The organism is Modestobacter sp. VKM Ac-2984, assembly GCF_026967985.1.
Lineage (GTDB): Bacteria > Actinomycetota > Actinomycetes > Mycobacteriales > Geodermatophilaceae > Modestobacter.
This window is the reverse complement of the sequence record NZ_JAPVBJ010000001.1, coordinates 646,234-672,477: the sequence shown is the minus strand read 5'-3', so window position 1 is coordinate 672,477 and position 26,244 is coordinate 646,234. Positions and strand designations below refer to the sequence as shown.

Annotated in this window: 29 protein-coding genes, 2 tRNA genes and 1 pseudogene; 14 read left to right on the top strand and 18 right to left on the bottom strand. The window is 73.5% G+C overall.

The window, feature by feature from the left end:
• The 3 genes from O2W16_RS03235 to O2W16_RS03225 are packed head-to-tail and all read right to left on the bottom strand — an operon-like array spanning window position 1 to window position 1,945.
• Window positions 1-372, bottom strand: a complete 372-nt coding sequence (locus O2W16_RS03235; protein WP_269157348.1) for a hypothetical protein — start codon at window positions 370-372, stop codon at window positions 1-3.
• A gap of 20 nt (window positions 373-392) precedes the next feature.
• Window positions 393-1,187 carry an enoyl-CoA hydratase/isomerase family protein gene (locus O2W16_RS03230; RefSeq protein WP_269157347.1) on the bottom strand — a complete coding sequence of 265 codons (795 nt, stop codon included), beginning with the start codon at window positions 1,185-1,187 and terminating at the stop codon, window positions 393-395.
• 32 nt (window positions 1,188-1,219) lie between these two features.
• Window positions 1,220-1,945, bottom strand: coding sequence for a GAF and ANTAR domain-containing protein (locus O2W16_RS03225; protein WP_269157346.1), 726 nt, complete (start codon window positions 1,943-1,945; stop codon window positions 1,220-1,222).
• Between the two features lie 326 nt (window positions 1,946-2,271).
• Here O2W16_RS03225 and O2W16_RS03220 point away from each other — a divergent pair, with 326 nt between their 5' ends.
• Both O2W16_RS03220 and O2W16_RS21645 read left to right on the top strand, forming a co-directional pair.
• Complete coding sequence (locus tag O2W16_RS03220; protein WP_269157345.1) at window positions 2,272-3,009, top strand: GAF and ANTAR domain-containing protein; 738 nt, start codon at window positions 2,272-2,274, stop codon at window positions 3,007-3,009.
• Between the two features lie 67 nt (window positions 3,010-3,076).
• Window positions 3,077-3,922, top strand: coding sequence for a GNAT family N-acetyltransferase (locus O2W16_RS21645; RefSeq protein WP_442928896.1), 846 nt, complete (start codon window positions 3,077-3,079; stop codon window positions 3,920-3,922).
• Here O2W16_RS21645 and O2W16_RS03215 read toward each other — a convergent pair.
• Complete coding sequence (locus O2W16_RS03215; RefSeq protein WP_269157344.1) at window positions 3,876-5,318, bottom strand: polysaccharide deacetylase family protein; 1,443 nt, start codon at window positions 5,316-5,318, stop codon at window positions 3,876-3,878. The genes O2W16_RS21645 and O2W16_RS03215 overlap by 47 nt on opposite strands.
• A 336-nt stretch (window positions 5,319-5,654) precedes the next feature.
• Window positions 5,655-5,727, bottom strand: a tRNA-Lys gene (locus O2W16_RS03210).
• Between the two features lie 199 nt (window positions 5,728-5,926).
• On the opposite strand from O2W16_RS03210, the gene O2W16_RS03205 reads away from it, so the two are divergent.
• Complete coding sequence (locus O2W16_RS03205; protein ID WP_269157343.1) at window positions 5,927-7,141, top strand: L,D-transpeptidase; 1,215 nt, start codon at window positions 5,927-5,929, stop codon at window positions 7,139-7,141.
• A gap of 81 nt (window positions 7,142-7,222) precedes the next feature.
• On the opposite strand, the gene O2W16_RS03200 is transcribed toward O2W16_RS03205, so the two are convergent.
• Window positions 7,223-7,765: a DUF1353 domain-containing protein gene (locus O2W16_RS03200; protein WP_269157342.1), complete on the bottom strand. Its 543-nt coding sequence runs from the start codon at window positions 7,763-7,765 to the stop codon at window positions 7,223-7,225.
• Between the two features lie 135 nt (window positions 7,766-7,900).
• On the opposite strand from O2W16_RS03200, the gene O2W16_RS03195 reads away from it, so the two are divergent.
• From O2W16_RS03195 to O2W16_RS03180, 4 genes are read left to right on the top strand one after another with little or no spacing between them, the layout of a single operon-like run.
• Entirely contained in the window at window positions 7,901-8,257 is a 357-nt protein-coding gene (locus O2W16_RS03195) for a DMT family transporter (protein ID WP_269157341.1), read from the top strand.
• Complete coding sequence (locus tag O2W16_RS03190; RefSeq protein ID WP_269157340.1) at window positions 8,254-8,574, top strand: DMT family transporter; 321 nt, start codon at window positions 8,254-8,256, stop codon at window positions 8,572-8,574. Before O2W16_RS03195 ends, O2W16_RS03190 begins: the two co-directional genes overlap by 4 nt.
• 43 nt (window positions 8,575-8,617) lie before the next feature.
• Complete coding sequence (locus O2W16_RS03185; RefSeq protein ID WP_269157339.1) at window positions 8,618-9,016, top strand: ArsR/SmtB family transcription factor; 399 nt, start codon at window positions 8,618-8,620, stop codon at window positions 9,014-9,016.
• Complete coding sequence (locus tag O2W16_RS03180) at window positions 9,013-9,663, top strand: cation diffusion facilitator family transporter (RefSeq protein ID WP_269157338.1); 651 nt, start codon at window positions 9,013-9,015, stop codon at window positions 9,661-9,663. Before O2W16_RS03185 ends, O2W16_RS03180 begins: the two co-directional genes overlap by 4 nt.
• A gap of 7 nt (window positions 9,664-9,670) precedes the next feature.
• Here the strand turns inward: O2W16_RS03180 and O2W16_RS03175 are convergent, their stop codons facing one another.
• The 4 genes from O2W16_RS03175 to O2W16_RS03160 form a co-directional block, all read right to left on the bottom strand.
• A complete protein-coding gene (locus O2W16_RS03175; RefSeq protein WP_269157337.1) occupies window positions 9,671-10,981 on the bottom strand; it encodes a PP2C family protein-serine/threonine phosphatase in 1,311 nt (436 codons plus the stop codon).
• A gap of 160 nt (window positions 10,982-11,141) precedes the next feature.
• A complete protein-coding gene (locus O2W16_RS03170; protein WP_269157336.1) occupies window positions 11,142-11,903 on the bottom strand; it encodes an energy-coupling factor transporter transmembrane component T in 762 nt (253 codons plus the stop codon).
• The gene (locus O2W16_RS03165) at window positions 11,903-13,657 is read right to left on the bottom strand and encodes an ABC transporter ATP-binding protein (protein WP_269157335.1); all 1,755 of its coding nucleotides are present in this window, start codon (window positions 13,655-13,657) and stop codon (window positions 11,903-11,905) included. Before O2W16_RS03165 ends, O2W16_RS03170 begins: the two co-directional genes overlap by 1 nt.
• Window positions 13,654-14,388: a hypothetical protein gene (locus tag O2W16_RS03160; RefSeq protein WP_269157334.1), complete on the bottom strand. Its 735-nt coding sequence runs from the start codon at window positions 14,386-14,388 to the stop codon at window positions 13,654-13,656. The genes O2W16_RS03165 and O2W16_RS03160 overlap by 4 nt, the downstream gene beginning before the upstream one ends.
• 224 nt (window positions 14,389-14,612) lie before the next feature.
• On the opposite strand from O2W16_RS03160, the gene O2W16_RS03155 reads away from it, so the two are divergent.
• The 3 genes and pseudogenes from O2W16_RS03155 to O2W16_RS03145 form a co-directional block, all read left to right on the top strand.
• Entirely contained in the window at window positions 14,613-15,326 is a 714-nt protein-coding gene (locus O2W16_RS03155; RefSeq protein ID WP_269157333.1) for a TVP38/TMEM64 family protein, read from the top strand.
• A gap of 111 nt (window positions 15,327-15,437) precedes the next feature.
• On the top strand, window positions 15,438-15,638 hold the full coding sequence (locus O2W16_RS03150) for a hypothetical protein (RefSeq protein ID WP_269157332.1): 201 nt from the start codon (window positions 15,438-15,440) through the stop codon (window positions 15,636-15,638).
• Window positions 15,639-15,659: 21 nt separating this feature from the next.
• Window positions 15,660-15,893 (top strand): annotated as a pseudogene (locus tag O2W16_RS03145) (OsmC family protein); the annotation flags it as partial.
• A 6-nt stretch (window positions 15,894-15,899) separates the two neighbouring features.
• On the opposite strand, the gene O2W16_RS03140 reads toward O2W16_RS03145, so the two are convergent.
• From O2W16_RS03140 to orn, 6 genes are all read right to left on the bottom strand, one after another.
• Window positions 15,900-16,571 carry a haloacid dehalogenase type II gene (locus O2W16_RS03140; protein WP_269157331.1) on the bottom strand — a complete coding sequence of 224 codons (672 nt, stop codon included), beginning with the start codon at window positions 16,569-16,571 and terminating at the stop codon, window positions 15,900-15,902.
• Between the two features lie 64 nt (window positions 16,572-16,635).
• Entirely contained in the window at window positions 16,636-17,409 is a 774-nt protein-coding gene (locus O2W16_RS03135; RefSeq protein ID WP_269157330.1) for a hypothetical protein, read from the bottom strand.
• On the bottom strand, window positions 17,399-18,244 hold the full coding sequence (locus O2W16_RS03130) for an alpha/beta fold hydrolase (RefSeq protein WP_269157329.1): 846 nt from the start codon (window positions 18,242-18,244) through the stop codon (window positions 17,399-17,401). Before O2W16_RS03130 ends, O2W16_RS03135 begins: the two co-directional genes overlap by 11 nt.
• Complete coding sequence (locus tag O2W16_RS03125; RefSeq protein ID WP_269157328.1) at window positions 18,241-18,729, bottom strand: vitamin K epoxide reductase family protein; 489 nt, start codon at window positions 18,727-18,729, stop codon at window positions 18,241-18,243. The genes O2W16_RS03130 and O2W16_RS03125 overlap by 4 nt, the downstream gene beginning before the upstream one ends.
• Before the next feature lie 263 nt (window positions 18,730-18,992).
• Window positions 18,993-19,068 (bottom strand) — tRNA-His (locus O2W16_RS03120).
• Between the two features lie 62 nt (window positions 19,069-19,130).
• Window positions 19,131-19,811, bottom strand: coding sequence for an oligoribonuclease (gene orn / locus O2W16_RS03115; protein ID WP_269157327.1), 681 nt, complete (start codon window positions 19,809-19,811; stop codon window positions 19,131-19,133).
• A 139-nt stretch (window positions 19,812-19,950) separates the two neighbouring features.
• Between orn and O2W16_RS03110 the strand changes: the two genes are divergently transcribed.
• Both O2W16_RS03110 and O2W16_RS03105 read left to right on the top strand, forming a co-directional pair.
• Window positions 19,951-21,174 (top strand): hypothetical protein, encoded by a 1,224-nt coding sequence (locus O2W16_RS03110; RefSeq protein WP_269157326.1) that lies wholly within the window; start codon window positions 19,951-19,953, stop codon window positions 21,172-21,174.
• A gap of 118 nt (window positions 21,175-21,292) precedes the next feature.
• Window positions 21,293-23,065, top strand: a complete 1,773-nt coding sequence (locus O2W16_RS03105; protein WP_269157325.1) for a hypothetical protein — start codon at window positions 21,293-21,295, stop codon at window positions 23,063-23,065.
• A gap of 10 nt (window positions 23,066-23,075) precedes the next feature.
• Here O2W16_RS03105 and O2W16_RS03100 read toward each other — a convergent pair whose 3' ends face one another.
• Complete coding sequence (locus O2W16_RS03100) at window positions 23,076-23,672, bottom strand: SACE_7040 family transcriptional regulator (protein WP_269157324.1); 597 nt, start codon at window positions 23,670-23,672, stop codon at window positions 23,076-23,078.
• 63 nt (window positions 23,673-23,735) lie between these two features.
• Between O2W16_RS03100 and O2W16_RS03095 the strand changes: the two genes are divergently transcribed.
• Window positions 23,736-25,337: a carboxyl transferase domain-containing protein gene (locus O2W16_RS03095; protein WP_269157323.1), complete on the top strand. Its 1,602-nt coding sequence runs from the start codon at window positions 23,736-23,738 to the stop codon at window positions 25,335-25,337.
• 52 nt (window positions 25,338-25,389) lie between these two features.
• Here the strand turns inward: O2W16_RS03095 and O2W16_RS03090 are convergent, their stop codons facing one another.
• Window positions 25,390-25,920, bottom strand: a complete 531-nt coding sequence (locus O2W16_RS03090; protein WP_269157322.1) for a ferritin — start codon at window positions 25,918-25,920, stop codon at window positions 25,390-25,392.
• Window positions 25,921-26,018: 98 nt separating this feature from the next.
• Between O2W16_RS03090 and O2W16_RS03085 the strand changes: the two genes are divergently transcribed.
• Entirely contained in the window at window positions 26,019-26,204 is a 186-nt protein-coding gene (locus O2W16_RS03085) for a hypothetical protein (RefSeq protein WP_269157321.1), read from the top strand.
• The last annotated feature ends 40 nt before the right edge of the window (window positions 26,205-26,244 follow it).

Here is a 26,244-nt window from a genome sequence, read left to right as displayed (position 1 = left end):
TCAGCCGGCGGAGGCCTGGTCGCCCAGTCGCTGCCGGGCCGCCTCGGCCAGCCGCTCCACGGTCTGCACCTCTGCGGCGGCCTCCCGCAGCCAGGTGCGCAGCCCGTCGACGTCGAACCGGTTGCGGTCGCGCAGCTGGCCCAACAGCACCTGGCGGGCGCTGGCCTGGGCGCGCATCGCCGTGGGCAGCGTGCGCCCGGTACGGCGGGCCCGGGTGGTGAGGCTCGCGCCCAGGAAGACCAGTTCGCGGACGTCGGTCAGGCCGGCCAGGAGCGCCTCGGCGTCCTCGGGCCGGTCGTCGGCCAGCAGCTGCAGGTACTCGTCGGCGCGGCGGGCGCCGGTGTCGGCGGGGGTCTCAGACGGTGCGGTCACCCCTCCACTGTCCCTGGGAGTCACCGCCCTGACCACTGCGGCGGGCGCTTCTCCAGGTACGCGGCGATCCCCTCGCGCCGGTCCTCGCTCAGGTAGGGGTTCGGGCCGACGTCCAGCCGCAGCGCCGCGGCCAGCGGCAGCTCGAGCCCCTTGACCGCGGTCTCCTTCATCCGGCGCACCGACAGCGGGGCGTTGGCCGCGATCCGCGCGGCGAGGGCCAGGGCGGCGGGCAGCACCTCCTCCACCGGGACGACGCGGTTGACCAGCCCCCACCGGGCGGCGTCCTCGCTGGTCACGTACTCCCCGGTGAACAGCATCTCCAGCGCGATGCCGGTCGGGATCCGCTTGGGCAGCACCACCGAGCCGTAGTTGGCGCCCATCCCGATCGTCGCCTCCGGCAGGCCGAGCTTGATCCCGGGCGCGGCGATCCGGATGTCGCACGCCAGCGCGAGCTCGAACCCGCCGGCGACCGCGTGCCCGCCGAGCGCGGCGATCACCGGTACGTAGGTCTCGCCCAGCACCTCGAACAGGGTGCGGCCGGGGCGGTTCATCGGCGGCCGGAAGGGCTCACCGCGCTGGTCGCGTTCGCGGATCTCCTTGAGGTCGAAGCCGGCGCAGAACGCCGGGCCGTTGCCGGTGACCACGACGGCGCGGACGTCGGCGTCCTCGGCGCAGGCGAGCAGCTCGTCGACCAGGTCGGCCTGCAGCGCCGTGGACAGCGCGTTGCGCCGCTCGGGGCGGTCGAGGGTCAGCACGCGGACGTGCCCCCGGGTCTCGGTGACCAGTCCGGACTCGCGGCGCTGCGGTTCGCTCATGGCCGCGATCCTCCCGCGCCGGGCCCGGCCGGTCAGGCGGAGGGGAGCTCCCCGGTCTGCACCAGGTGGTCGGCGATGTCGCGGACCTTGGTGTTGCTCTCCATCGACAGCTTGGCCAGGGCGGAGAACGCCCGGTCGGCCGGCCACTTGTGCCGCTCCATCAGGATGCCCTTGGCCTGGTCGATGACCGCCCGGGAGTCCAGGGCGGCGCGGAGGTGCTCGGCGCGTTCGACGGCGGTCTCGTAGAGGTACATGTTCGACACCGGGACGACGGCGTAGGCGGCGAAGCGCGCGGCCAGCTCCCGGGACCGCTGGTCCAGGGGCGCATCAGTGCGGGCGTAGACGTTGAGGCCGCCGCGGATCAGCTCCTGCGGGGGCAGCGGGAAGGACAGCATGCTCCGGCAGCCGCGCTGGGCGGCCAGCTTCGGGAACGGGCCCCAGCGCTCGTCGGTGCCGGTGTCGACGACCTCGACCAGCCGGCCGGTGGTGGCGGCCTCCAGGCAGGGACCCGCGTGCTGCGCGTACTGGGCCTGGTCCAGCTGGCGGGCGAGGGGGTGGCTCGCGGCGGGGGTGGCGGGCCTGCCGTCCCCGATGATGGTCACCGAGGTGACCGGTTCGCCAGGGAGGACCTGCGCAGCCAGGTCGGTGACCTTCTGCAGCACCGACTCCAGTGAGTGCGCGGCGAAGGACATGCGACCCAGCTCGTCGAAGGCGAGTTGGACGACGTCGGCGTCGGGATCGGGGATGGGGCGAGTCACGGTGGTACTCCGGCGTCAGATGTGCACCGGACGTCGCTCGTGCCGGCGATGAAGAGCCCCAGGTTCCTCAGGGCTCAGCTGTCGTGGGGTGCGAGACCCCGTGCCGCACGCCGGCTGTGTGACGGTGTGGCGGGACGAGCATAGCCAGCTGCGACAACCGCCCAGGTGGAGCGCCCTGACCGGGTTCCACGGCAGGTACGGTGGACACCGGCGTCCGGGTGAGCCCGGGCGTCAGTGCGTCAGACAGCGGCGTGCACGCGCGCGGGGCCTCAGCGCGGGGTCCTTGCCGAGGGGCATCCCCGGTGCTCTACAGACCGGAGTCTGACGTGCCCACCTCTGATGGACCTCTGACCCGTGACGCCACCGAGGCGCTCGAGCGCCTGGGCAGCCTGGCTCTGCGCGACCACTCGATGGAGTCGGTGCTGCAGACCGTCGCCGACCTGGTCAAGCAGGTCCTGCCCGGTGAGATCGAGGCCTCGATCTCTCTCCTGGTCAACGACCGGGCCACGACCACGGTCTACACCGGCAAGCTCGCCCTGGACCTCGACGAGAGCCAGTACGGCCGCGGCTACGGCCCCTGCCTGCACGCTGCCGCGACCGGCGAGCTGGTCGAGATCCACGATGCCCGCACGGACGACCGCTGGCCCGACTACGCCCGGGTCGCCTGGGAGCGGGGCAGCGGGAGCTCGCTGTCGGTGCCGCTGCCGATCCAGGACCAGATGTCGGGCGCGCTGAACATCTACTCCCGGCAGGTGCACGGCTTCGGCGAGGAAGCGCGGTCGGCCGCCGTGCGGTTCGCGCCGTACGCAGCCGTCGCCGTGTCGAACATGCACGCCTACCAGAGCGCCCGGCACATGGCGGAGAACCTGCAGGTCGCACTGGAGTCCCGTGCGGTGATCGACCAGGCGAAGGGCATCCTGATGGAGCGGCACAAGCTGACCGCCGACCAGGCCTTCCAGGCGATGGCGGCGGTCTCCATGCGGCGCAACCGCAAGGTGCGCGACATCGCCGAGATGCTGGTCCGGACCGGGGAGTTCCAACCCGACGGGCCGATGGCCCGCTGAGCGATTGTCGGTTGCCGTTCGGGTTGGGCCGGGGCGGGGACGGGCACACGGGAGCAGGGGCGTCTGCGTGCCGGCACACAGAGGACCCCAGGTTCGGTGGTCGAGACCATGGCCACCGAACCGCCCCATCCGCGGACGGCGCCCGGCCCGAACACCGGGCGGTTGCGTCGTCCCCCTGCCCCCGGCCGGCGCGGCCGCCCGGCAGGGACCACACCCGTACGTTCGGTGGATCGGGCCGGTTCGGACGTGCCAGGCTCCGCCCGTGTCGACGCCGACCCTCCTGCGCCCGGCCACCCCTGGTGAGGCCGGGCTGCTCAGCGAGCTGGCCATCCGCAGCAAGGCGTACTGGGGGTGCTCGGCCGACTTCCTGGACGCCTGTCGCGCCGACCTCACCGTCGACCCGGCCGACTGTGACGGGGCCTCCGTGGGGATCGCGGAGCGCAGCGGTGAGCCCCTCGGGTCCTGGCGGCTGGCGCCCACCGACGGCCCCCCGCGGGGCGAGCTGGCCGACCCGTTCGTCGATGCGGAGGCGATCGGTACCGGCGTCGGCCGGCGGTTGCTCGATGACGCACTGGCACAGGCCCGAGCCAGCGGCTGGCACGCGCTTCAGTTCGGCGCCGATCCACAAGCCGAAGACCTCTACCGGCACCTCGGCGCGGAGCGAGTCGGCTGCTCCGACAGCACGCGGTCCTCGGCGGGGAAGCGGAGCTGGGCCGCAGTCGCCCACACGAGCCTGAGGACGACGCAGCGGCTCCGTCCCGGAGGACGGGACCGCTGGTCGATCGCATGTGCTGTCGGGGCGACAGAGAACAGTGCAGGACAGGCCACCGAGCCGTCACCGATCGGGGGCAGGGCCCTCCTCCAGATCACCCGGATTCGTGGACGACGGCTCCGGACTCGGGTGTCCACGTGATGTACCCGTTCTGGAAGTCCGAGCGCTGGACGCCGTTCGCCGAGTACTCGCCGCTGACGGGCAAGCCCAGACTGCTCTGTTCGTAGCCCAGCTCAGCCCACCGGTCGTGGATTGCGCCGCGGACCTCGTGGGCGCCGGTGCCCGGGGACCAGTAGATGGAGCCGTCCTGGAAGCGGTTGTAGGCCCCATAGACGGCACTCGTGGGGATCTCGTTGGTCGTGGGAAAGCCCAGACTGCTCTGTTCATAGCCCAGTTCAGCCCACCGGTCGTGGATTGCGCCGCGGACCTCGTGGGCGCCGGTGCCCGGGGACCAGTAGATGGAGCCGTTCTGGAAGTGGTTGAACGCGCCGTAGGCATTCGGGGTCGGGCGCTCGTCGGTGGTGGGGTAGGCCAGCGCCGACTTCTCCCAGCCCAGTGCCGCCCAGGTGTCCCGGATGCCACCGCGGACGAAGTGCGGCCCGGTGGCGGGCGACCAGTAGATCGACCCGTTCTGGTAGTGGGTGAACGCACCGTATCCGTCCGGGGTGGGAAGTTCGTCCGTCACCGGCGCGCCCAGGAAGCTGGCCGGCCCGCCCAGTTGGTTGTAGCGCTTCTGGATGGCGCTCGAGGCGAAGGTCTGCCCAGCCGGGTCGGTGAAGACGTAGCCGCGGTCGGCGTAGTAGCTGATGATCCGGTCCAGCGCAGCTGCGGTGTTGTACCGGTAGTTCCCGGGGGGCCCGTCGTGCATGAGGACGATCGGGTGCGACGACCGTGGTGCTGTGGCCCGCTGCACGATCCTGTCCTGGAAGGCAGTGCTCGGGCTCGCCGGCGCCTCCCAGTCCCGGGTGTCCAGCGACCACCCGGCGACGTTCATGTCGCGCTCCCAGGCCAGTGACTGCACCGACGCACCGTTGTGGGTGCCGTAGGGGCCCCGGAAGAAGCAGGGGCGGACGCCGGTGGCGTCGCCGATCGCCTGGGTGGTGCGGTCCATCTGGCTTTCTTCGACCGATGGGGGCACCTGGGTCAGGTCCGGATGGGTGTAAGTGTGGTTGCCGATCAGGTGTCCCTCGGCCACGATCCGCCGCGCCATCTCGGGATGGTCCGCGACGTTGCGGCCGATGAGGAAGAAGGTCGCCTTGACCCCGCGGGCGCGCAGCACGTCCAGCACCTCGGGCGTCCACTGCGGCGAGGGACCGTCGTCGAAGGTCAGTGCGACCGTGTTGGCGTAGGTCGCGGGCGTCGTATCCAGCACCGCTCGGATCGGTTCGGGGCAGGAGTTGGTCGCCCCGGCCGAGGGTGCCTGGAGGACGCCCAGGGCCAATGCGGCCGCCGACAGCGACCCCGTGACGGCCAGCCGGAGGCGGTGGCTGAGCTGGCTCGTTCCGTTCGCGGTCGTGCCGTCGCTGCGCTGCGTCATGTTGCTCCTCCGCGGTCGGGTCCGTGGATCCAGGCCCCACATGCTAGGGAGGGCCCGAGCAGCTCGCGGGACTCAGACGGTGACGCCGGTTCCCGATCTCAGGCCGAGACGGTGCGGTGCAGACCGAGTCAGGGCCAGCCGGGCAGGGCGACCGGTACGACGGCACGTCGCCGGGTTCGAGGGGACGTGATCTGTCCGGCGGCAGCCGAACCACCGACACCCGAACGGGGAGGGGCTCCCACGGAGCGCCGTCCGGCTGAGGACGGGGTCAGGCGCTGTCTCGGCCTGGGTGGACAGTGCAGTCCGGGCTGCGATGCCCGGGCCGATCTGTAAAGGTGCGCCATCAGGGACTCGAACCCCGAACCCGCTGATTAAGAGTCAGCTGCTCTGCCAATTGAGCTAATGGCGCGTGTCGCTCGACGTGGTCGGGCAACAGGAGAGGACTCTACACGCCGATCCCGCTGCACCGCCCGATGGGTCGAGTCATCCGCGTCACGTGTTGCGGCAGACAACGAACTGTCAGCTCGGGCGTGGACACTGGGCGACGGTGCGCGACGCCCGCCGGGAGGGTCCCGGTCGGCGTGCACCGGAACTGGGGGCAGGTCTTCGTGGGTTCTCTGCAGGCGAGACGGATCGCTGCACTGCTCGTCGCGGCGTTGCTCGCCGTCCTGGCGGGTTGCTCGGGTTCGTCCTCCGGCAGCTCCCCGGACGACGCGGCCGGGACGCCGACCGGCACGCCGACCCCGGCGCCCGCCGAGGTGACGCTGAGCCTGGCCGACGGCGCCGTCGACGTCTCACCGATCACCCCGCTGGAGGTCACGGTCGCCAGCGGTGAGCTGGACGACGTCACCGTCGCCGACGACGCGGGCACCGAGGTGGCGGGCAGCGTCGAGCCCGAGCCGGGCGACCCGTCGACCGTCGTCTGGACGCCGGAGACCGAACTCGGCTACGGCACGAGCTACACGGTGACCGCCACGGCCGCCAACGCCTCCGCCGACGAGACCACCGCGACCTCGACCTTCACCACGGTGACCCCGGAGACGCTGTCCACCCCGGGCATCGGCCCGCTGGACGGCACGACCGTGGGGGTCGGCATGCCGATCCGGGTGTTCTTCGACGAGCCGGTCGCCGACCAGGCCGAGGTGGAGCGCCACCTGCTGGTGACCAGCAGCACGCCCACCGACGGGGTGTGGAACTGGGTCCGCGACGACGAGGTGCACTTCCGGCCCTCCACCTACTGGCCGGCCGACAGCGAGGTGACCTTGGAGGCCGACCTCTACGGGGTCGACTTCGGCGAGGGCGTCTGGGGTGAGAAGGACCGCACCATCTCCTTCAGCGTGGGCGAGCGGCACGTCTCCGTCGCCGACGCCGCGGCCCACACCCTGACCGTCCACGACGGCGACCAGCTCGTCCAGACCTTCCCGATGAGCGCCGGCGACGCGGAGAACCCGACGCACAACGGTGCGCACGTCGTCCTGGAGAAGTTCGCCGACATCACCATGGACTCCTCGACGTTCGGTCTGGCCGTCGACGCACCCGGTGGGTACCGCACCGACGTCCAGTACGCGACGCGCATCTCCAACAACGGCGAGTTCGTGCACGCCGCCCCGTGGTCGTTGGCCGACCAGGGCGTGCGGAACGTGAGCCACGGCTGCATCAACCTGGCCACCGAGAACGCGAAGTGGTTCTACGACTTCTCCCAGCCCGGTGACGTCGTCGAGGTCGTCAACTCGATCGGCGGGACGCTGACCGCCGCCGACGGCGACATCTACGACTGGGCCATCCCGTGGAAGGAGTGGACGGCCGGCAGCGCGCTGTCCTGACCTGAGCCGTCCCGCAGCGGCCGCGTCCCCATCCCGGGGCGCGGCCGCCGCGGCGTCCTCCGACGCCCCTCGCCGGGCCGGTCAGTGCCACACGTCGTGCTCCGGCTCCTCCGCCCGACCCTCCGTCAGGGCGATGACCGCCGACTCCGCGGCCCGGTAGACCGTCAGCGCGACCGCGATCACCGCCGCCGGCGGGACGACGAACGGTGCAGCCACCACCGACAGGGCCAGCACCCGCGGGGCGTCGAGCCACCAGCCCGCCCGGCGCACCGGGTTGGCCAGGGCGCCCCAGCGGACGCCGCACCACATCAGCCAGCGGCGCAGCGGCGGGACCCCGAGCTCACGCATCACCCGCCGGAACACCCCGTCGGCGTCCCGGGCCGAGAGCACCCCGGTGGGCACCCCGACGTCGGTCAGCCAGTCGTGCAGGACGGCGGCGGGGGTGTAGCGACCGGAGCGTGGGAAGAGCCAGACCACGACGCGGGGCACCGAGGCGAAGTCGGTCCGGAAGCCGGACGGGACGACGAAGGTGTCCCGGTCGCCGCGGTAGACCAGCGGCGCCAGGACCTCCCACGAGGTGTCGGTGGCCCGGCGCACGGTCAGGGCGAGGGAGTCGAAGGGCACCGCCGCAGGATCCCCCCGGTCGCCGTCCCCGACACCCGCCCACGCCGATCGGCGGTCCGGGCGGGAAGGTGGGGTGGGCGGACGGCGCCAGGGTGGGGCCGGCGGACCGTTCCGGCGATCGAGACAGGGGGCCTGGTGAACCGGTGGCTGTGGCTGGCCGGGGCGATCGTCGTCGAGGTCGCCGCCACGCTCGCCCTGCGGGCGGCCGTCGAGCAGGCGGCCTGGTACCTGCCCGTGGTCGTGGGCTACGTCGCCTCGTTCCTCCTCCTGGCCGGCACGCTGCGCCGGGGGATGGCCATCGGGGTCGCCTACGGCATCTGGGGTGCCAGCGGGGTGATGCTCACGGCCGTCGCCGCCGCCTTCCTGTTCGGTGAGGCGCTGACCCCGCTGATGGGCCTCGGCTTCGCGGTGATCGTCGCCGGGGTCCTGCTGGTGGAGTTCGGCGCGCACCGCGCCGAGCGCCTCGTCGCGGGGCCGGGGGAGGGGCGGTGACCTGGGTGTTCCTCGCCGCCGCGATCGCGTGCGAGGTCGGCGCCACCATGTCGTTGCGCGCCTCGGAGGGCTTGCGCGACAAGCGCTGGGCCCCGCTGATCGTCCTGGGTTACCTGGCCTGCTTCTCCTTCCTCACCCTCGCGCTGCGGGCGGGCCTGGCCATCGGTGTCGCCTACGGCATCTGGGCCGCGAGCGGCGTCGCCCTGACCGCGGTGATCGCGCACCTGGCGTTCCGCGACCCGCTCACCCGGACGATGGGTGCCGGGATCGCGCTCATCGCGGTCGGCGTGCTGCTCGTCGAGCTCGGCGCCCACTGACCAGCAACCAGCCAGCAACGATAGAGGGCGCTATCATCGCCCGATGACGATGACCGAGGTGGACGGGGAAGCCGTGCCGCGGCGCAGGGGTGACACCCCTGCTGTCGACGAGTCCGCGGCGCTGAGCGCGGCGGCGTGCATGTTCCGCAGCCTGGGCGACCCGGCCCGGCTGGCGATCGTGCGGCACCTGACCCTCGGGGAGCACAAGGTCGTGGAGCTGACCGAGCACCTGGGGCTGGCCCAGTCGACCGTGTCGGCGCACCTGTCCTGCCTGCGCGACTGCGGGCTGGTCACCTCCCGGCCGCAGGGGCGGGCCTCGATGTGGTCGCTGACGACCGCCCCGCAGTTGCTGGCGCTGCTGGCCGCCGCCGAGCAGCTGCTCGCCGTCACCGGCGATGCGGTCGCGCTGTGCCCCACCTACGGCGAAGGTGCTCGGGCGTGACCGGCCGGCCGAGCGCCCTGACCGACGTCGAGACCGAACGGCTGACCCGCCGCGGGCTGCGTCTGGCGCAGTTCACCGTGGTCTACAACGTCGCCGAGGGCGCCGTCGCGATCACCGCCGGTCTGCTCGCCGGGCTGGTGTCGCTGGTCGGGTTCGGTGTCGACTCCGGCATCGAGTCCTTCGCCGCGGTCCTGGTCGGGCTCCGGCTGTCGGCCCGGCTGCGGCACGGCAGCACCGACGAGCGCAAGGAACGTCGTGCGCTGAAGGCCGTGGCGATCACCTTCTTCGTCCTGGCCGCGTACGTGGTGATCGAGGGCGTCCGCAGCCTGCTCGGCGACGAGGAGCCCGACACCTCCACGGTCGGGCTGGTGCTGCTGGCTGCTTCCATCGTGGTCATGCCGCTCCTGGCCCGCGCGAAGCGCCGGGTCGGACTGGCGCTCGGCGGTGACCCGCTGGTCCTCGCCGACGCGGCCGAGACCCGGATCTGCGTGCTGCTGAGCATCTCCACCCTCGTCGGGCTGGGGCTCTACGCCCTCACCGGTGCCGCCTGGCTCGACCCGGTCGCCGGCTTCGTCATTGCGGCCTTCGCCGTCCACGAGGGGCGGGAGGCGTGGGAGGGCGAGCTCGTCGACGAGGACGACGACTGATGCGGCGTCAGGTGGCGACGCGGCGGAGCTCGTCCTCGCCGCCGGGGCCGGTCCACTCGACCAGGAGCAGGGTGGTGTCGTCGGAGGTCTTGCCGTCCCGCCCGCTCATCAGCGCCCGGGACAGCCGGCGGATCGTCTCCGGGGTGTTGATGCCCTCCGCCCCGGCCCGCTCGAGCAGGTCGACGAGGCGGTCCTCGCCGAACTGCTCGCCGCCGCTGAGCCGCTCCTCGACCACCCCGTCGGTGTAGAACAGCACCCGGTCACCGGGCTCCAGCTGACGGGTCTGCACCGACGGGGTGGCACCACCGAAGCCCACCGGCCGGGTGGTGGCGCCGGTGAGCTCGGCGACCACGCGGCGGCCGCGCAGCAGCAGCGGCGCGGGGTGTCCGGCGTTGACCCAGGTGAGCTCGCCGGTGGAGACGTCCAGTTCGCCCATCTGGGCGGTGGCGAACCGGCCGGGGAACTGCGCGGCGATCGCGCTGTCCATCTCGGCGTACAGGTCCACGAGGGAGACCCCGGCGCGGCGGGCGTGCCGGTACGCGGCGATCGCGACGGTGGCCATGGTCGCGGCATCCAGCCCGTGGCCCATCGCGTCGATGATGGCCAGCCCGAGCACGTGGTCGTTGAGCGCGTAGTCGAAGCTGTCCCCGCCCACGTCGTAGGCGGGCTCCAGGATGCCGGCGACCGCGACCCGTGGGGTGGTCATGGTCAGCGGTGGCAGCAGCTGCCACTGCAGCTGGGCCGGCAGGCTCATCGGCCGGCTGGCGCGGGCGAGGAAGAAGCTGTCGGTGTAGGCACCCTTGGTGACGATCATGTCCGCGGCCAGGCCGGCCAGCCGCCGGGCGAGTCGCCGGTCGTCGTCGTCCACCCGGGGAAGGGTGAAGGCGAGGACCCCGACCCGGTCGGAGCCGTCCAGCATGGGCAGGAACAGGCGCATGCCGCCGTCGTCCTGCGACTGTTCGATCGCGGTGTCGGAGGAGAAGGCGCGGCCCGCCCAGCTGCCCTCGACCGGGACCGGGTCGGTGTCGGTCAGCCCCTCGCCGGGCAGCGGGCGGAGCCAGGCCTGGTCGTAGTCCTGGAGGTAGACGGTCACGTCCCGGCCGCCGACCGCGACGATCTCCTGGGCCAGCAGCGGTGCCAGCAACCGGGGTGGCATGACGTGCGCGCGGTCGATCAGGGAGCCCAGCAGCCGCTCTCCCAGGCTCTCGGGCTTGCCCTGCTGCCCGGTGTCGTCGGTGAAGCCGAGATCGGTTCCGCCGGTACCGGCCGACCGGTCCGGCCCGTCACTCGCCTCGGGCGTCGTGGAACTGTGCGGCATCGTCCCCGTCTTCCGTCTCCCGGCGAGCAGGCGCCCACCGCACGGCTGACCAGGGTAATCGTCGGCAGCGGCAGCGCGCCGGTGTGCAGGACCGTCGGAGGCGTGCCCACCGTGGCGGCACCTGGGTCCGCACGGCAGGCCGGTCCGGGGGAGGCGGGGCTCAGATCAGCGTCGTCGGCAGCGGGCCCCAGCGGGCGACCGCAGACCCGACGACGACGGCTACGCCGATCGCCAGGACGGCGACGTCGGCGACCCGCAGCCGGCCGAGTTGGGCGTCCTGGGAGTAGCCGCGGATCTGCATGGTCGACATCAGCATGGGGCCGCGCCGGACCACGTTGAACAGCACGGGCAGCGAGACCTGGACCGACTCCGCGATGAACCGGATCGGCCGCCGCCACTCCAGCCGGAGCCCACGCAAGCGCATCGTCTCCGCGATCGAGGCGGTCTCGGTCAGCGTCGTGTAGAGCAGCCGGTAGGCCAGCCCGAGCCCGAAGGCGGCCGCGGCCGGCAGCCCCACCCCGCGGAGGCCCCGGGACAGGTCGTCGGGGTCGATGGTGGAGAAGAGGCTGACGCTGACCAGGATCGCCCCCGTCCAGGCCAGGACGAGCCGGAGGTGGGCGCCACCGGCATCGATCACCCCGGCCCAGTCGCCGGAGGTCACCGACCCCCATCCGCCGATCAGGATGAGCGCCACGAACGTGGGGATGTGGATCGCCCACAGCACCACCAACCAGCGCCACGGTGTGCGGGCGAGGACGGCCAGCAGCAGCCCGCCCAGGACCGCGAGGGACATCCACTGGGCGCTGGGCGCCACGAAGATGAAGACGAACAGCAGGCCGAGGAGCAAGACCTTGACCCGAGGGTCGCGCCGGTGGACGACCGTGTCGTGATCGCGGTAGAGGACGGGGACGCGGGACGGCATCAGGCACCTCCGCCGGTCGGTGCAGGCGCCGTCACGGGGGCGACGGCCGGTGGAGGCTCGGTCGAGGACGGCCCGTCGGTGTCCGGTGGTGGCGCCGCGGACAGCGCCTCCACCAGGTCGTCGAGCGTGCAGGCGTCCACGCCGACGGCATCGGCGAGGACCCCGGCGGTGGGGAGGCCGATGCGACGGGCGGCGAGTTCGGCGCGGCGGGTGGACCGCAGCAGTTCGTGCACCGGGCCCTGTGCGGCGACCGTGCCGCGGTCCAGGACGGTCACCGTGTCGGCGACCTCCACGACGACGTCGGTGTCGTGCTCGGTGATCAGCACGGCGACCCCGCGCGAGCGCAGGTCGGCCAGGGCGGCTGCGAGGCGCAGCCTGCCCCCGTGGCTCAGCCCGGTCGTCGGGGAGTCCAGCACGACCACGGCCGGCTCGACCACCAGCGCTGCGGCGAGGGCGACGAGCATCCGGTGCGCCCGGGGCAGCAGGAGGGGATCGGCCGGGAGCACGTCCTCGGGCAGGCCCACGAGCCGGCGTACCCGGTCGACCCGGTCGTCGAGGCCGTCGGTGCGCTTGCGACGGCGCAGGCTCAGCGCGATCTCGTCGCGCACGGTGCGCTGGGAGAGGGTCTGGTCGGCGTCCTGCAGCACGGTCGCGACCCGCAGGGCCAGGTCGGTGGGGTGCACCGTCGCGGTGTCCTGGTCGTCGACGACGACGGAGCCGCGCACCGGCCGGAGCAGGCCGCAGAGCAACCGGACGAGGGTGCTCTTGCCCGCGCCGGTGTGGCCGAGCACCGCGTGCACCTCGCCGGGTCGGACCTCCAGGTCCAGGCCGCGCAGGGCAGGGGACCGGTCGGGATGGCCGAAGTCGACGTTCCGCACCTGGATGCGCGGCCGGTCCTCGCGCCAGGGGGGCGCGGCCCGGTCGCCGTGGTGTCCGTTCGGTCGGGCGGTCCCTCCGGTGGGCAGGCGGCCGACGCCGCACACGGCGGCGCGGAAGGCCTCGGTGGTCAGGGGGCGGGAGGGCAGACGCAGCCGCCGGGCGGCGGCCAGGGTCCCGGGTGTGCCGAGGTCTGCGGCGGCCCGGACGGCGTCGTCGTCGAGCAGTTCCGCGGGTGTGCCGACGGCCCGCACCCTGCCCTCCTCCAGCACGACCAGCCGATCGGCGACCTCGCCGAGCAGCGTGGCGTCCTGCTCCACCAGCAGGACGGTGCGGGCGCCCGCCTCGTCGCGGAGCAGCCCGAGGACCCCGGCGCGGTGGGTGGCGTCCAGCGACCCCATGACCGTGTCGAGGATCAGGACGTCGGGCTGCGTCGCCAGGGTGGCGGCCAGGGCGAGGAGGACCTGCTGGCCCTCCGACAGCTCCCAGACCCACCGGCCGGCGAGGTCCTCCCCGCCCAGGCCGACGCGCTCCAGGAGACGGTGGGCCTCCCGGACGGCGTCGTCCCGGCTCGCGCCGCGGGTGCGGAGCGGATCGGTCACCTCGGAGAGGGCGCGCAGTTGGGTGAGCTGTCCGTCGGGGTCCTCGAAGACGATGCCCACCGCTCCCTCGACGCGGACCGAGCCGGAGAGCTCACCCCCGGTGATGCCCGGGACCAGCCCGGCCACCGCCATGCACAAGGTCGTCTTGCCCGCCCCCGGCGGACCGACGAGGCCGAGCAGTTCGCCCTCGTGGACCTGGAAGGACACGCCGTCGAGGACCAGGTGCTCGGTGGCGGGATAGCGGAAGGACACGTCGTCGACCTCGATGCAGTTCACGGTCGTCCTCCTCCGGGTGCACTGGATGTCGCACCGGCACCGGCCGGGCGGGCGTCGGGTCCACCGGGTGCGCCGGGTGGCTCTCCTCTGGCGCCCCGGCCGTCGGACGGGGACTCCGGTGCGGGTTCGGGCAGCGGCTCGAGGCGGGGGCGCGGGACCGCCGGCGTCCGGGAGCCGTAGTGCCGGTACCCGCGCGGCTCGTAGCCGAGGTAGCGGTCGATGCGGCCGTACAGCAGCGGCACCACCGGCAGCAGCGGCAGCGCGCCGAGCAGGACGCCGTCACCGACCACGTTGCCGGCGGCGCTGTAGACGGCGATGGACAGCAGCTCGCCGTCGAAGAGCACGAGGGCGCAGGCCTCGATGACCGCGTGCAGCACCGCGGCGACGAGGGCGGCGGCGACCAGCCGCACCTTGCTCAGCGGCCGCTGCCCCACCAGGTAGCCGGCCGCGGCGAAGCCGACGACGTAGCCGACGGCGCCGAGCGCGTCGTCGGGCTCGTACCCCTCGAGCATGTCCCGGAGGAACTCCCCGGCCATGCCGCCGATCGCCACGGCCAGCACCGGTTTCCCCCACGGCACCAGCACGGCGAGGGCCACCGGGATGAAGAAGGGCTTGACGTCGATGTCGACTGGGATCTCCGGGATGACCTCCACCAGGGTCAGCCCCAGGAAGAAGGCCGTGGTCGTCAGCACCGCGACGATCGTGAGCCGGGAGGACTCTGCCGATTGCATGTGACCACCCACCGTGGGGTCCGAGGGTCTCGTGCCGGGCAGGGACCACGGTTCCCCCGGTGGGTGACGCGAGGGTGAACGGCGGCGGGTGCCCCGGTGACGATGCGACGGGGGCCAGTCGGCGTGGCCGCGCAGCGGGCTCCTCGCCTCCGAGGAGCGTCCGGTCGTGTCTGATGGTCCACGTGTCCGCCGGTCAGCGCCCCCTGCGAGCCGGGCATCGCCGGGTGATCCGGGCACGGGTGTGCGCCCGGCGGTCGACGTGGCTGCGGCTGACCGTGCTGGTGCTGCTGATCGCGATCGCCGTGGTCGTCGCGGTCGCGGTGGGGGTGCCGGACGCACAGCAGCTGCGGGCGGACGTCGCCGCGGTGGGGCCGGCCGCTCCTGTCCTCTTCGTCCTGGTCTATGCGGTGGCCAGCCTCGCTCCGGTGCCCAAGAACGTGTTCAGCGTGGCGGCCGGCCTGCTGTTCGGCCTCGGCGAGGGCACCGGCATCGTCCTGTTGGCCGCACTGCTGGGAGCGCTCGCCGCCTTCGCGCTGGGGCGTGCGCTCGGTCGGGAGGCGGTCGAACGGATGACCGGCGGCCGGGTGGCCCGCGTCGACGCGCTCCTCGGCCGGCACGGGTTCCTGGCCGTCCTGGGCGTGCGGCTGGTGCCGGTGCTGCCCTTCACCGCGATCAACTACGCGGCCGGGCTGACCGCCGTCCGCCTCGGCGACTACGTCCTCGGGACCGCGGTCGGCATCCTCCCGGGCACCGTCGCCCACGTCGCTCTCGGCGCGTACGGGACGTCCCCGGGATCGTGGCCCTTCGTGGCCGCCGTGCTGGGACTCGTCGCGCTGACGGCCGGAGGTGCAGCAGCCGTCCACCGCCACCGCCGCAAGGGGGCGACGCCGGGGGCCCAGCGGGCGACCGCGGGGTCGGCGCAGTCAGGAGAGGGCTGACCGCGGTGGGCCGAGAGCGGGCCGAGCCCCTGATCTCGTCCCACCTCGCGGTGACCCGTGCCGAGCGGGATGGTGGAGGCGGCATGGCCGCCGAGCAGCAGGGAGGAACCCATGGGTGACATCGCGTACGTGTCCGAGGTGAGGGTCGAGCGCATGGGTGGATCGCTGCGGGCGGCCCACCTGCCGGGCGAGGAGCAGCCGACGATCTACGGCATGCACGGTGCGATCGCCGAGCACTACGGCGCCGAGCCCGGGCAGTTCGAGAGCCATGCGTCGACGATCGACCACCTGGTCGGCGCCGCGCTCGGTTAGCTCACCGGGACGTTCGCCGGAGCCCTGGCGGCTCGGCGGATCGACCCCACCGGTCTGGTGGGGCACGCCCGGGGCGAGGTCGAGCTGGACGGCAAGGTGCTGGTGGTCAAGCGGATCGCGGTCACCTACCGCGGCCTGACCTTCGCGGACGAGGATGCCGAGAAGGTCGAACGAGTGCTGGCGGTCCACGCGAAGGGCTGCCCGGTCGCGCGGAGCCTCGAGGGGGCGATCGAGATCACCACGCAGCTGGGCTGAACTTGGTCAACCCAGCTGGTCGGCGAGGTCGGTCAGGCCGGTGGCGCGCAGCGACGGCGGGGTGAAGACGTGCGGGTACGGCGTCCCGGCGCGGTCGAGCCACGCGGTGCGCAGCCCGGCGCGGGCGGCGCCGTCGATGTCCCAGGGGTGGACGGCCACCAGGAGCATGTCGGCCGGATCGGTCCCGCAGGCCTGCGCCGCGTACTCGTAGGCGCCGCGGGCCGGCTTCCAGATGCCGGCGTCCTCCACCGACAGCAGGGCCTCGAACTGGTCCCGGATGCCGGCGGAGGAGAACAGCTGCTCGGAGACCTGGGCGGATCCGTTGGTCAGGGTGACCAGCCGCCGCCCCGATGCGCGCAGGGCTCGCACGCCGTCGGGGACGTCGGGGTGCACCGACAGCTGCATGAAGCCGCTGAGGACGTGCTCGACGGCCGCGTCGACGTCCCGGTCGAGGTCGATGCCGTGCAGCACCGAGCGCAGTGCGTCGGCACCGAGTTCGGCGAAGGGGCGGGAGGCGCCGACGGCGGTCAGGGCGAACCCGTCGCGCAGCAGCGAGGCGAACCACAGCTTCGCCAGGTGCGCCGGTGCACCGACGTCGCTGAACCGCTGGGCCATCGGGCTCATGTCGGACAGGGTCTCGTTGACGTCGAAGACGATCAGGGACGGCGAAGCGCTCAACGCGGGGCTCCTGGGGATCGGTGCGGCGGGGGGCGGACGGCGGATCGGGGGCCGGGCCCGGCGCTCATCCGGCGTCCGCACTGGAGGCCACCAGGACGAGGACCCGCGGGAGGGTCGCGCGGTAGGCGTCCAGGACGGCGGCCATGCCGGGGCGGGCATCGGTCACCCCGGCATGCTCGAGGGCGGCCGGTGAGGCGGCGACCCGCCAGGGGAGGCTGCGCGCGGCCTCGGAGGCCCTCTCCTGCAGGTGGTCGGCGGCCGGTCGGCTGACCCCGACCTGGGGGCGCAGGGCTGCCCACGCCGGTTCCAGGAGGTCCCGTGCGGCCAACGAGCGCCAGACGGTGTTGACGATCGGTGTCTCCAGCGCGGCGCAGATCTCGCCGTAGACCTGCGGCGCCGGGGCGTCCGCGGGAGAGGGGGCAGGCTGCCGTGGCTGCACCGGCCGGGGCGCGGGGGCGTTCCCCGACGCGGACGGCAGGTCGAGCTCGCCGTCCAGTGCCAGCCGCAGACCGGCGGCGAGCAGCAGCATCCGGCTGAGCGGGCCGGCGAAGCCCGCGAGCCCGGCTCGGACGTCGGCGTCGGCAGGCGGCTCCGCGACGTCCCGCACCGAGGTGACGAGCTGCTGGGCGGCCGACCCGAACTCGTCGGTGGGCAGGACGGGGACGGCCTGGGCGTGGGCCAACACCAGGTAGCCCGGGCACAGCGCCAGGGACGTGAACAGGCTGGGCACGAACGGCATGGTCTCGAGGAGGTCGGCGTAGACGGCGGCGACGACGCCGGTGGCGTCGGCCTCCTCCACCATGGGATAGCTCGCGACCCCCGCCGCATCAGTTCCCATGGTCGTCCCCCGGTGACCGGGCGAGGAGCTCGTCGATGGCTGCCGCGACGACCTCCGGGTGGTCCTCGGGGGTGAAGTGCTTGCCGCCGGGGATGGTCTGCAGGGTCGTGCCGAGGTCGGCGGCCAGGCGGCGGCCGTACTCGACCTTCTGGAACTGGTCGGCGTCCCCCCAGACAACGCGGGCCGGCAGGCCCAGGGTGGGCAGCCGGTCGGCGACGGCGATCGTGTCGGCCACGTCTAGTGCGCTGGCCTGGCGCATCAGGCTGCGGGCGGCGCCGTGGGTGACGTAGTGCTGCCAGTGCACACCGATCGACTCCAGCGCCCGGGCCCGGTCGTCGTGCCCGCGGTGGACCAGCTGGACGAACGAGGGGTAGAGCGCGAGCTCGGGCAGGTGCCGCAGCACCGGTGCGGCCCGCTGCATCGCCTTCACGCTGGGGATGGGCCAGGAGTCGTAGCAGACGGCGTTGGTGAGCACGATGCCGGAGAACCGCCCCGGGGCCCGGACCGCCGCGATCTGGGCGACCCCGCCGCCGAGGTCGTGGCCGACGAGCACCGGTGACTCCACACCGACCATGTCCAGCCAGCGCAGCAGCCGATCGGCCTGGGCGGCCAGCCCGAGGTCGCGGCCCTCGCCGTCGGGGATGGAGCTGCCGTAGCCGACCATCTCCAGTGCCAGCGACCGGCCGCTGACCAGGGGCATGACGTGCCGCCACAGTCGGGGCGAGGTCGGGATGCCGTGGACGAGGACGACGGGCGGCCCCTCGCCGTGCTCCAGCCAGCGGATCGGCTCGCCGTCCAGGAGCTCCTCGTGCAGGTGCACGCCGGCTCGGCTCACGACCGGCCCCGCAGGCGGCGGAGAGCCGCGCGCGCCTCGGGCAGTGCCAGCGGGAGGGTGGCGACCTGGGCCACCGCGGCCACCGTGCACCAGGAACAGACCTTCCGGTGCTTGGTGAGCTGCTCGGCGAACAGGAAGACGCCACCGCCGGCGTCCGCGGCGGTCTTGGCGGCCAGTGCCAACGGCACCCACGGCATGGTCCTGGCTCGGTCGCGGTCGCCCATCCCGGCCAGGACCAGCGTGACCCCGGCGCTGAGCAGCCCCAGGGCGGCATCCGGCGTCCGCAGCTCCTGGTAGGCCTCACCGGAGGCGTCGACGGCGTCGGCGTCGAGGAACGGCAGCGACAGTTCGGGCACCCGGCGCAGCAGCCCGAACTGGTAGAGCCCGACCACGCCCAGCGCGGCCGACGCCAGGGAGGTCAGCCCCGCCACCCGGCGACGCTGCTCCAGGAAGCTGCCGGTGCCGCGGCGCAGGTCGTCGCTCACCCGCTCCGCCGCCGGGGAACTCGACCGGCCGATCCCCCCGGACCGTGGCCGCACCGAGGCGGCCTCCGGTCCGGCGGCGCGCTCTCGTCTCGTCGTCCTCAGCATGGGGTCCTCCTCCGGTCGGGTGGACAGGGCCATGCCCCCGGACGTGCCCGTGAACCGCGGTGGGTCCACGCGCATGGGTCAGGCCGGCACCGCGGGCCCGACATCCGGCCGACGCAACGCAAGAGGCCCTGGTCAGCGAGCTGACCAGGGCCTCCGGGTGGGGTGAGTGACGGGACTTGAACCCGCGACATCCAGGATCACAACCTGGCGCTCTACCAGCTGAGCTACACCCACCATGTACACCGGGCGGCTGGCGAGAGCCGGCCCGGTGGACGAGCACACGATACCGGAGGCGGTCAGCTCTCCGACGAGGCCGGGGTCGCGGCCGGCTCGGTGTCGTCGGCGTCGGCCGCCAGCAGGGGCGCGAAGGCCGCCACGACGTCGGTGGCCGCCGCCTGGGCCTGGTCGCTGCTGGGGCCCGGCTCGGGCACGAAGAGGGTCTGCCGGTAGTAGGCCAGCTCCCGGATCGACTCCAGGATGTCGGCCAGCGCCCGGTGGGCCAGGCCCTTGGGCGGCTGGGCGAAGTAGACCCGGGGGAACCAGCGGCGGGCCAGCTCCTTGATCGAGGAGACGTCGATCATCCGGTAGTGCAGGTGGTCGTCGAGCTCGGGCATGTCCCGGGCCAGGAAGCCGCGGTCGGTGCCGATCGAGTTGCCGCACAGCGGCGCGGTGCGGCGTTCGGGCACGAACCGCTTCACGTAGGCGAGCACCAGGGCCTGGGCCTCCTCGAGGGTGACCGTCGAGGCGCGCACCTCCTCGGTGAGCCCGGACTTGGCGTGCATCTCGGTGACCACGTCGGCCATCCCCGCCAGGTCGGCGTCCTCGGCGTGGATGATCACGTCCAGGCCGGGGTCGAGCACGTTGAGCTGGGAGTCGGTCACCACCACCGCGACCTCGATGAGCTTGTCGCCGACCAGGTCGAGCCCGGTCATCTCACAGTCGATCCAGACGAGGTTGTTCGCTGCGCTGTCCGCCACGGCCGCGACCCTACGCACCGCGGTGGCAGCCCACCGGCCACACCCGCCCCAGGGCTCGCGGCCCGCCGTGGGAACGGGCCTCCGGGGTCTCCCGCGTGGCTACAGTCCGGGCTCCTGCACCGACCTCGCGGAGCCGCTCGTGTCCTCCAGCACCTCTGTCACGTCGCCGTCCGGGCCGTCGGTGCCCGCACCGGCCTCCCCGGGCGCCGCGTTCCGGCACCCGGTCGCGCTCCTCCGCTGGCTCTGGCAGGACCACATGACCCCCGGCCTCCCCGGCCGCCCCACCGGCCCGGACGCGCTGCGCTGGATCTACCTGGCCTGGCTGGGGGCCTTCGCGCTGAAGATGCTCGGCTCCTCCTGGGACGTCTCCTGGCACTTCACGTGGCTGCGCGACGACCTGGCCCCGCCGCACCTGCTCAACTCGGCCGGCACCGCCCTCGTCGTCGCCCTCGTCGTCTTCCACAGCTACAGCGGCCACGGCGTCGACCGGCGCGCGCTGCGGCTCATGCAGGCCGGCATCGGCACCTTCCTGGTCGCCGTCCCGATCGACGTCGTCAACCACCGCGTCAACGGGCTGGACATCACCAGCTGGAGCCCCAGCCACGCGCTGCTCTACCTCGGGACGGCGATCATGCTCGCCGGCGCCATCCGGGGCTGGTGGCTGTACGCGGCACCCGGCCGGCTGCGCGACCTGGTGTCGCTGGGGCTGTGGCTGTTCTTCCTGGAGAACGTGATGTTCCCCAACCAGCACCAGGAGTACGGCGTGCTGTCCCTGGCCGCCTACCGGGCCGGGCGGACCACCGCCGAACCGCAGCTGCTGGACTTCGCCGCCGCACAGGGGCAGACGCCCGTCCAGTTCATGCTGCCCGTGCCTCCCTGGGTGCACCCGGCCTGGCTGGTCTGCGCCGGGCTGCTCGCCCTCGTGGTGGCCCGCCGGGCCGTCGGCCTGCGCTGGACGGCGACCGTCCTGGCCGGTGGCTACCTCGCCTACCGGGCGGTGACCGGGCTGCTGCTGGACGCCACCGGTTTCCCGCCCTCCGTCCTGCCGCTGATGCTGCTGGCCGGCGCGGTCCTCGTCGACCTGGCCGTGCTCGCCCGGGTGCCGGGCTTGCTGGCCGGCCTGGCCGTCACCGGGGGAGCGGCCGCCGGGGCGTTCGTCCAGTCGGCGCTCGACGTCATCCCGCCGTGGGACTGGTCGGCGCTGCCGGTGGTGGCGGTCGGCCTGGCCGTGCTCTGGGGCGGGCTGGACCTGGTCACCAGGAGCCGGCGGTTCGCCCGGTGGCAGGCGCCGGTGGAGCCGGGCGGTCCCGCGTCCGGGGACACGCCGGTCGGCGCACCGGCGGGCGGCGCGTCCCCGCGCTGAGCCCGGAACGGGCCCGGCGATGACGTAACGTCGAACCGGTCCGCCGCCCAGCCGCCGCGGCGCCCGCCGCGGTCGCTCCCGTCCTGCTGCGCCCACGCTGCCTGCCCCTGGAGAGTCCGTGCTGATCCTCACGCCGACGCCGCTGCAGACAGCGGCCGAGCGTGCGTTCTTCGCCGAACTCGCGGGCTGGGACACCGGCAGCGGCGTCCGGGGTGCCGTCATGGCCTCGCTGCCGGTCACCGAGGGTCCGAGGCAGCGCCGGCAGTCCGACGCGGTCCTGTTCGTGCCCGAGGGCGTCGCCGTCGTCCGGGTCGTCGAGGTGGAGCGCCAGTCCGGCGTCGTCACCGCCGCACCCGAGGGTGCCTGGACGATCGGGCCCGGCGACGGGCCCGGTGAGGTGCTCCAGCTGGCCGGTGGCGGGTCCAACCCGCTCGACGGTCTGATGCGGTCGGGGATGCACGCCGCGGTGACCCTGCGGAAGGCCGGGCTGGAGCCCGGGCGGATCGCCCGGCTGACCGTCCTCACCGGCTCGGTGACCGGGCTGCTGCCGGCCGACGGCGACCTGGGCGAGGGCGACCAGGTCGCCCTCCTGGAGCCGGGCTCGCTGCAGTTCGGCATCGCCCGCGCGGCCCGACACGCGGGCACGGACAACCCACGACTGTGGACGACGGCCGACGTCCGTGCTGGGATCGAGGCCCTCGGCATGGCCGGCCGGATCCCCACGGTCGAGGAGCTCAACGGCGAGGGCTTCCCCTACTCGCCCTACGTGCTGCGCCGTCCGGACCTGCTGACCCCCGCCGCGCTCAACGCCGCACCGCGCCGCACCACCGCCCTCGCCGCCGGCACACCCGCCCCGCAGGCCAGGCGCGCCGGCGGCGAGGGCGGGCCGCTGGTCGACCCGGCAGCCGCTGCCCGGATCGCCGCCGCCGCGGTCCAGGCGCAGGAGGCGGCCGAGCGGAGGGACGACGTGCCCCAGTCCGCCGCCGTCCCCACTGCGGAGGCAGCGCCTGTTCCCGGCGCCCCCCGGGCGCCGGCCCGCCCCGGCGACACCATGGCGCTGGTCCACCAGCCGGGCGACGCCCCGGCGGAGGACACCGGTGGCCTGGGTGGGCTCTTCGGTGGCCCCGGCACCCCCGAGGCCGGCGCGGGACCTGCGGAGCAGCGGCTCCGTGAGCTGCCGCCGGGACTCCGTCCCCGTCCGCAGGGCCGCCCCGTCCAGCCGGCGTCGGGCAGTACCGCGTCGACCCCCGGAGGCGGTTCCTCCCGCCGCCGCCAGCTCCTGCTCGTGGCGGCGGCGCTGGCGGTGGTGGCGCTGCTCACCGTCGTCGGTGTCCTCGCCCTCACCGAGGACGACGGCGATGCGGGGACGACGACGGCGGGTGTGACCGCCGGCGCCGCGCCCACCACGTCGGCGCCCCCGGGCCCCGTCATCGGCTCCACCGCGGTCGTCAACGGCACCACCTTCACGCTGCAGGTGGCCGAGGAGGACGCGACCTGCAACGGGCACGCCTACGACGCCGTCGCCGGGTTCTTCGCCAACAGCGACTGCACCGACCTGGACCGGGCGCTGTGGTCGGCGGAGGTCGACGGCCTGCCCGTGGTCGTCTCCGTGGCCCGGGTCACCATGCCCGACCCGGCCAGTGCCCAGGCGCTCCGGTCGCTGACCGACACCGACGGCAGCGGCAACGTCAGCGACCTGCTGCGCGAGGGGGTGCGCTACGACGGCGCGCCCGAGCGGCTCTCCAGCGCCCAGTACGCCAGCAGTCAGCAGGGCTCCACGGTCACCATCGTGGAGACCTCGTGGGCCGGGGCCCAGGCGGGCGCCACCTCGGGCCTGGACGCCGTGGCCAGCGCCGGGCTCTCGCTGCCTGGCGAGAGCGTCACCAACTGAGGCAGCGCCGTCAACTGGTGGCGGCGGCCATGGCCATGCCGGCCAGCAGCCCGGCCATCGCCGGGCGGGTGACCCGGCCCGCGCTGTGTGGCGTGGAGTTGATCAGCCCGAACAGGGCGTGCGCCCGGGCCCGGCAGGCCGCGGTCGACGCCTCGGGGTGGACCCGGGCGAGCACGGCCACCCACTCCTCGACGTAGCGCCGCTGCAGCTGCCGCACCTGGCGGGCGTCCCGGTCGGTCAGCGCGCCCAGGTCCCGGTCCTGCACCGTGATCAGCGCGGGGTTGTCCAGGGCGAAGTCGACCTGGAACTCCACCAGGGCGCGCAGCTGGTCGACCGGTGAGTCGCCGGCCGCCGCGATCCGCTCGGTGCCGCCGGCCAGCAGCCGCTCGCTGATCCGCAGCAGCATCTCGGCCAGCATGGCGTCCTTGCTGGCGAAGTGCCGGTAGATCGCCGGGCCGGTCACGCCCACGGCTGCACCGACGTCGTCGACGCCGACCGAGCGCGAGCCCCGCTCGGCGAACAGCTGGGCGGCTGCGCGCAGGATCTGCTCCCGGCGGGAGGGGTTCGCCGCGTCGCTGTGCAGGGCGCTGTCCTGCTGGGACGTCACGGCGTGAGGTTAATGGCCGTTCACCCTGGACCGGAACTGTGAACCGTGGTTAACCTCACTCCCGTGGACGCACCGGTGCTGCCCAGTGCCCCGTCGGCCGACCCGGCGGTGGCCGGCAACGCCGCGCACCACGCCGGCCTGGCTGCCGCGCTGGCCGCCCAGCTGGCCCGGGTGGCGCTCGGTGGGGGTGAGCGGGCCCGGCAGCGGCACACCGACCGGGGCAAGCTGCTGCCCCGCGAGCGCGTCGACGCGCTGCTGGACCCGGGGAGCCCGTTCCTGGAGCTGTCGCCGCTGGCCGCGCACGGGCTGTACGACGACGAGGCGCCGGCCGCCGGGATCATCACCGGGGTCGGCCGGGTGGCCGGGCGTGAGGTGGTCGTCGTCGCCAACGACGCCACCGTCAAGGGCGGCACCTACTACCCGATGACGGTGAAGAAGCACCTGCGGGCGCAGGAGGTGGCCAAGGAGAACCGGCTGCCCTGCATCTACCTGGTCGACTCCGGCGGGGCCTTCCTGCCCTTGCAGGACGAGGTCTTCCCCGACCGCGAGCACTTCGGCCGGATCTTCTTCAACCAGGCGAACCTGTCCAAGGCGGGGATCCCGCAGATCGCCGCCGTCCTCGGCTCGTGCACCGCCGGCGGTGCCTACGTGCCGGCGATGAGCGACGAGGCGGTCATCGTCCGCGGCCAGGGCACGATCTTCCTGGGCGGCCCGCCGCTGGTGAAGGCGGCGACGGGGGAGGAGGTCAGCGCCGAGGACCTCGGCGGCGGCGACCTGCACTCCCGGGTCAGCGGGGTCACCGACCACCTCGCCGAGGACGATGCGCACGCGCTGCAGATCGTCCGGCAGATCGTCGGCACCCTCGGCCCGCGTGAGCTCCGGCCCTGGGACGTCGAGCCGGTCGAGGAGCCCGCGTACCCGGCGGAGAGCCTCTACGACGTCGTCCCGGTCGACACCCGCACGCCCTACGACGTCCGCGAGGTGATCGCCCGGCTGGTCGACGGCAGCCGGTTCGCCGAGTTCAAGCCGCTGTACGGGTCGACCCTGGTCACCGGCTTCGCCCGGCTGCACGGGCACCCGGTGGGGATCATCGCCAACAACGGCGTGCTGTTCGCCGAGTCGGCCCTCAAGGGCGCGCACTTCATCGAGCTGTGCGACCGGCGGAAGACCCCGCTGCTGTTCCTGCAGAACATCTCCGGCTTCATGGTCGGCCGGGACTACGAGGCCGGCGGCATTGCCAAGCACGGCGCGAAGATGGTCACCGCCGTCGCCTGCGCGCGGGTGCCCAAGCTGACCGTCGTCATCGGCGGCTCGTTCGGCGCCGGCAACTACTCGATGTGCGGCCGGGCGTACTCGCCCCGCTTCCTGTTCACCTGGCCCAACGCGCGCATCTCGGTGATGGGCGGGGAGCAGGCGGCCAGCGTGCTGGCGCAGGTCCGCCGGGACCGGCTCGGGGACGACTGGAGCGCCGAGGACGAGGAGGCGTTCAAGGCGCCGATCCGCGCCCGCTACGAGGAGCAGGGCCACCCGTACCACGCCACGGCCCGGCTCTGGGACGACGGCGTCATCGACCCCGCCCAGACCCGCACCGTGCTCGGGCTCGCGCTCTCCGCGTGCGCCAACGCCCCCCTCGAGGAGGTCGGCTATGGCGTCTTCCGCATGTGAGCGGTCGCCCTGGTCCCACCAAAATGGCCATTTCGGTGGGACCGGAGCGGGGTCAGCCGGTGGCGCCGGCGATCGCGGGGGCCATCGGGTCGGTGCCCTCGGGCTTGACTTCGCGCAGCACGTAGTCCTCGATCTGCTCCACGTCGTGGGCCGAGCGGCGGACGACGGTGAGCAGGTCGCTCATCTTGCTGACCTCCTCGACCTGCTCCTTGATGAACCACTGCATGAACTGGTCGGAGGCGAAGTCGTTGTGCTGCCGGGCGACCGCGGTGAGCTGGTTGATCTGCTCGGTGACCCGCTTCTCCTGCGCCAGGGCCAGGGCGACCGGCGCGACGACGTCGGCGAACTCGGTGATCGGGGCGGCGATGCCGGGGATCTTCACCGGGGCGTCGGCGTCGAGCAGGTAGCGGACCATCATCATCGCGTGGTCGCGCTCCTCGCCGGCCTGGTCGAAGAAGAGCTGCGCGGTCTGCGGCATGGTCTGCTCGTCGAAGTAGATGGCGCAGGCCACGTACTGCTGGTGGGCGGCGAACTCGTGGCCGATCTGGGCGTTGAGCAGGTCGATGAAGGCATCGGCGGCCATCGGGACTCCTGTAGGTCGCAAGGTGACGTCCCCGGAACGGTAGCGGGCGACACGCCGCACCCGTGGACGGGTCGGCAAGGCATGGCTAACCTCACCGCGTGGGGAAGCCGGCGAAGATGCCCAAGAAGAAGTGCTGCGTCAACAAGCCGCGGTGCGGTCGTTGCCCGCTGCGTGCGCTCGCCGAGGGCACCCTCCCGCCCGGCTACACCGTCAAGAAGCGCCGGCTGGTCAAGGCCACCAAGGCCGACGTCGTCCTCGCGAAGAGCACCCGCAAGGCGGCCTGACCCCACCAGGGGCCAAAGTCGCGATTTTGGCCCCTTCCGC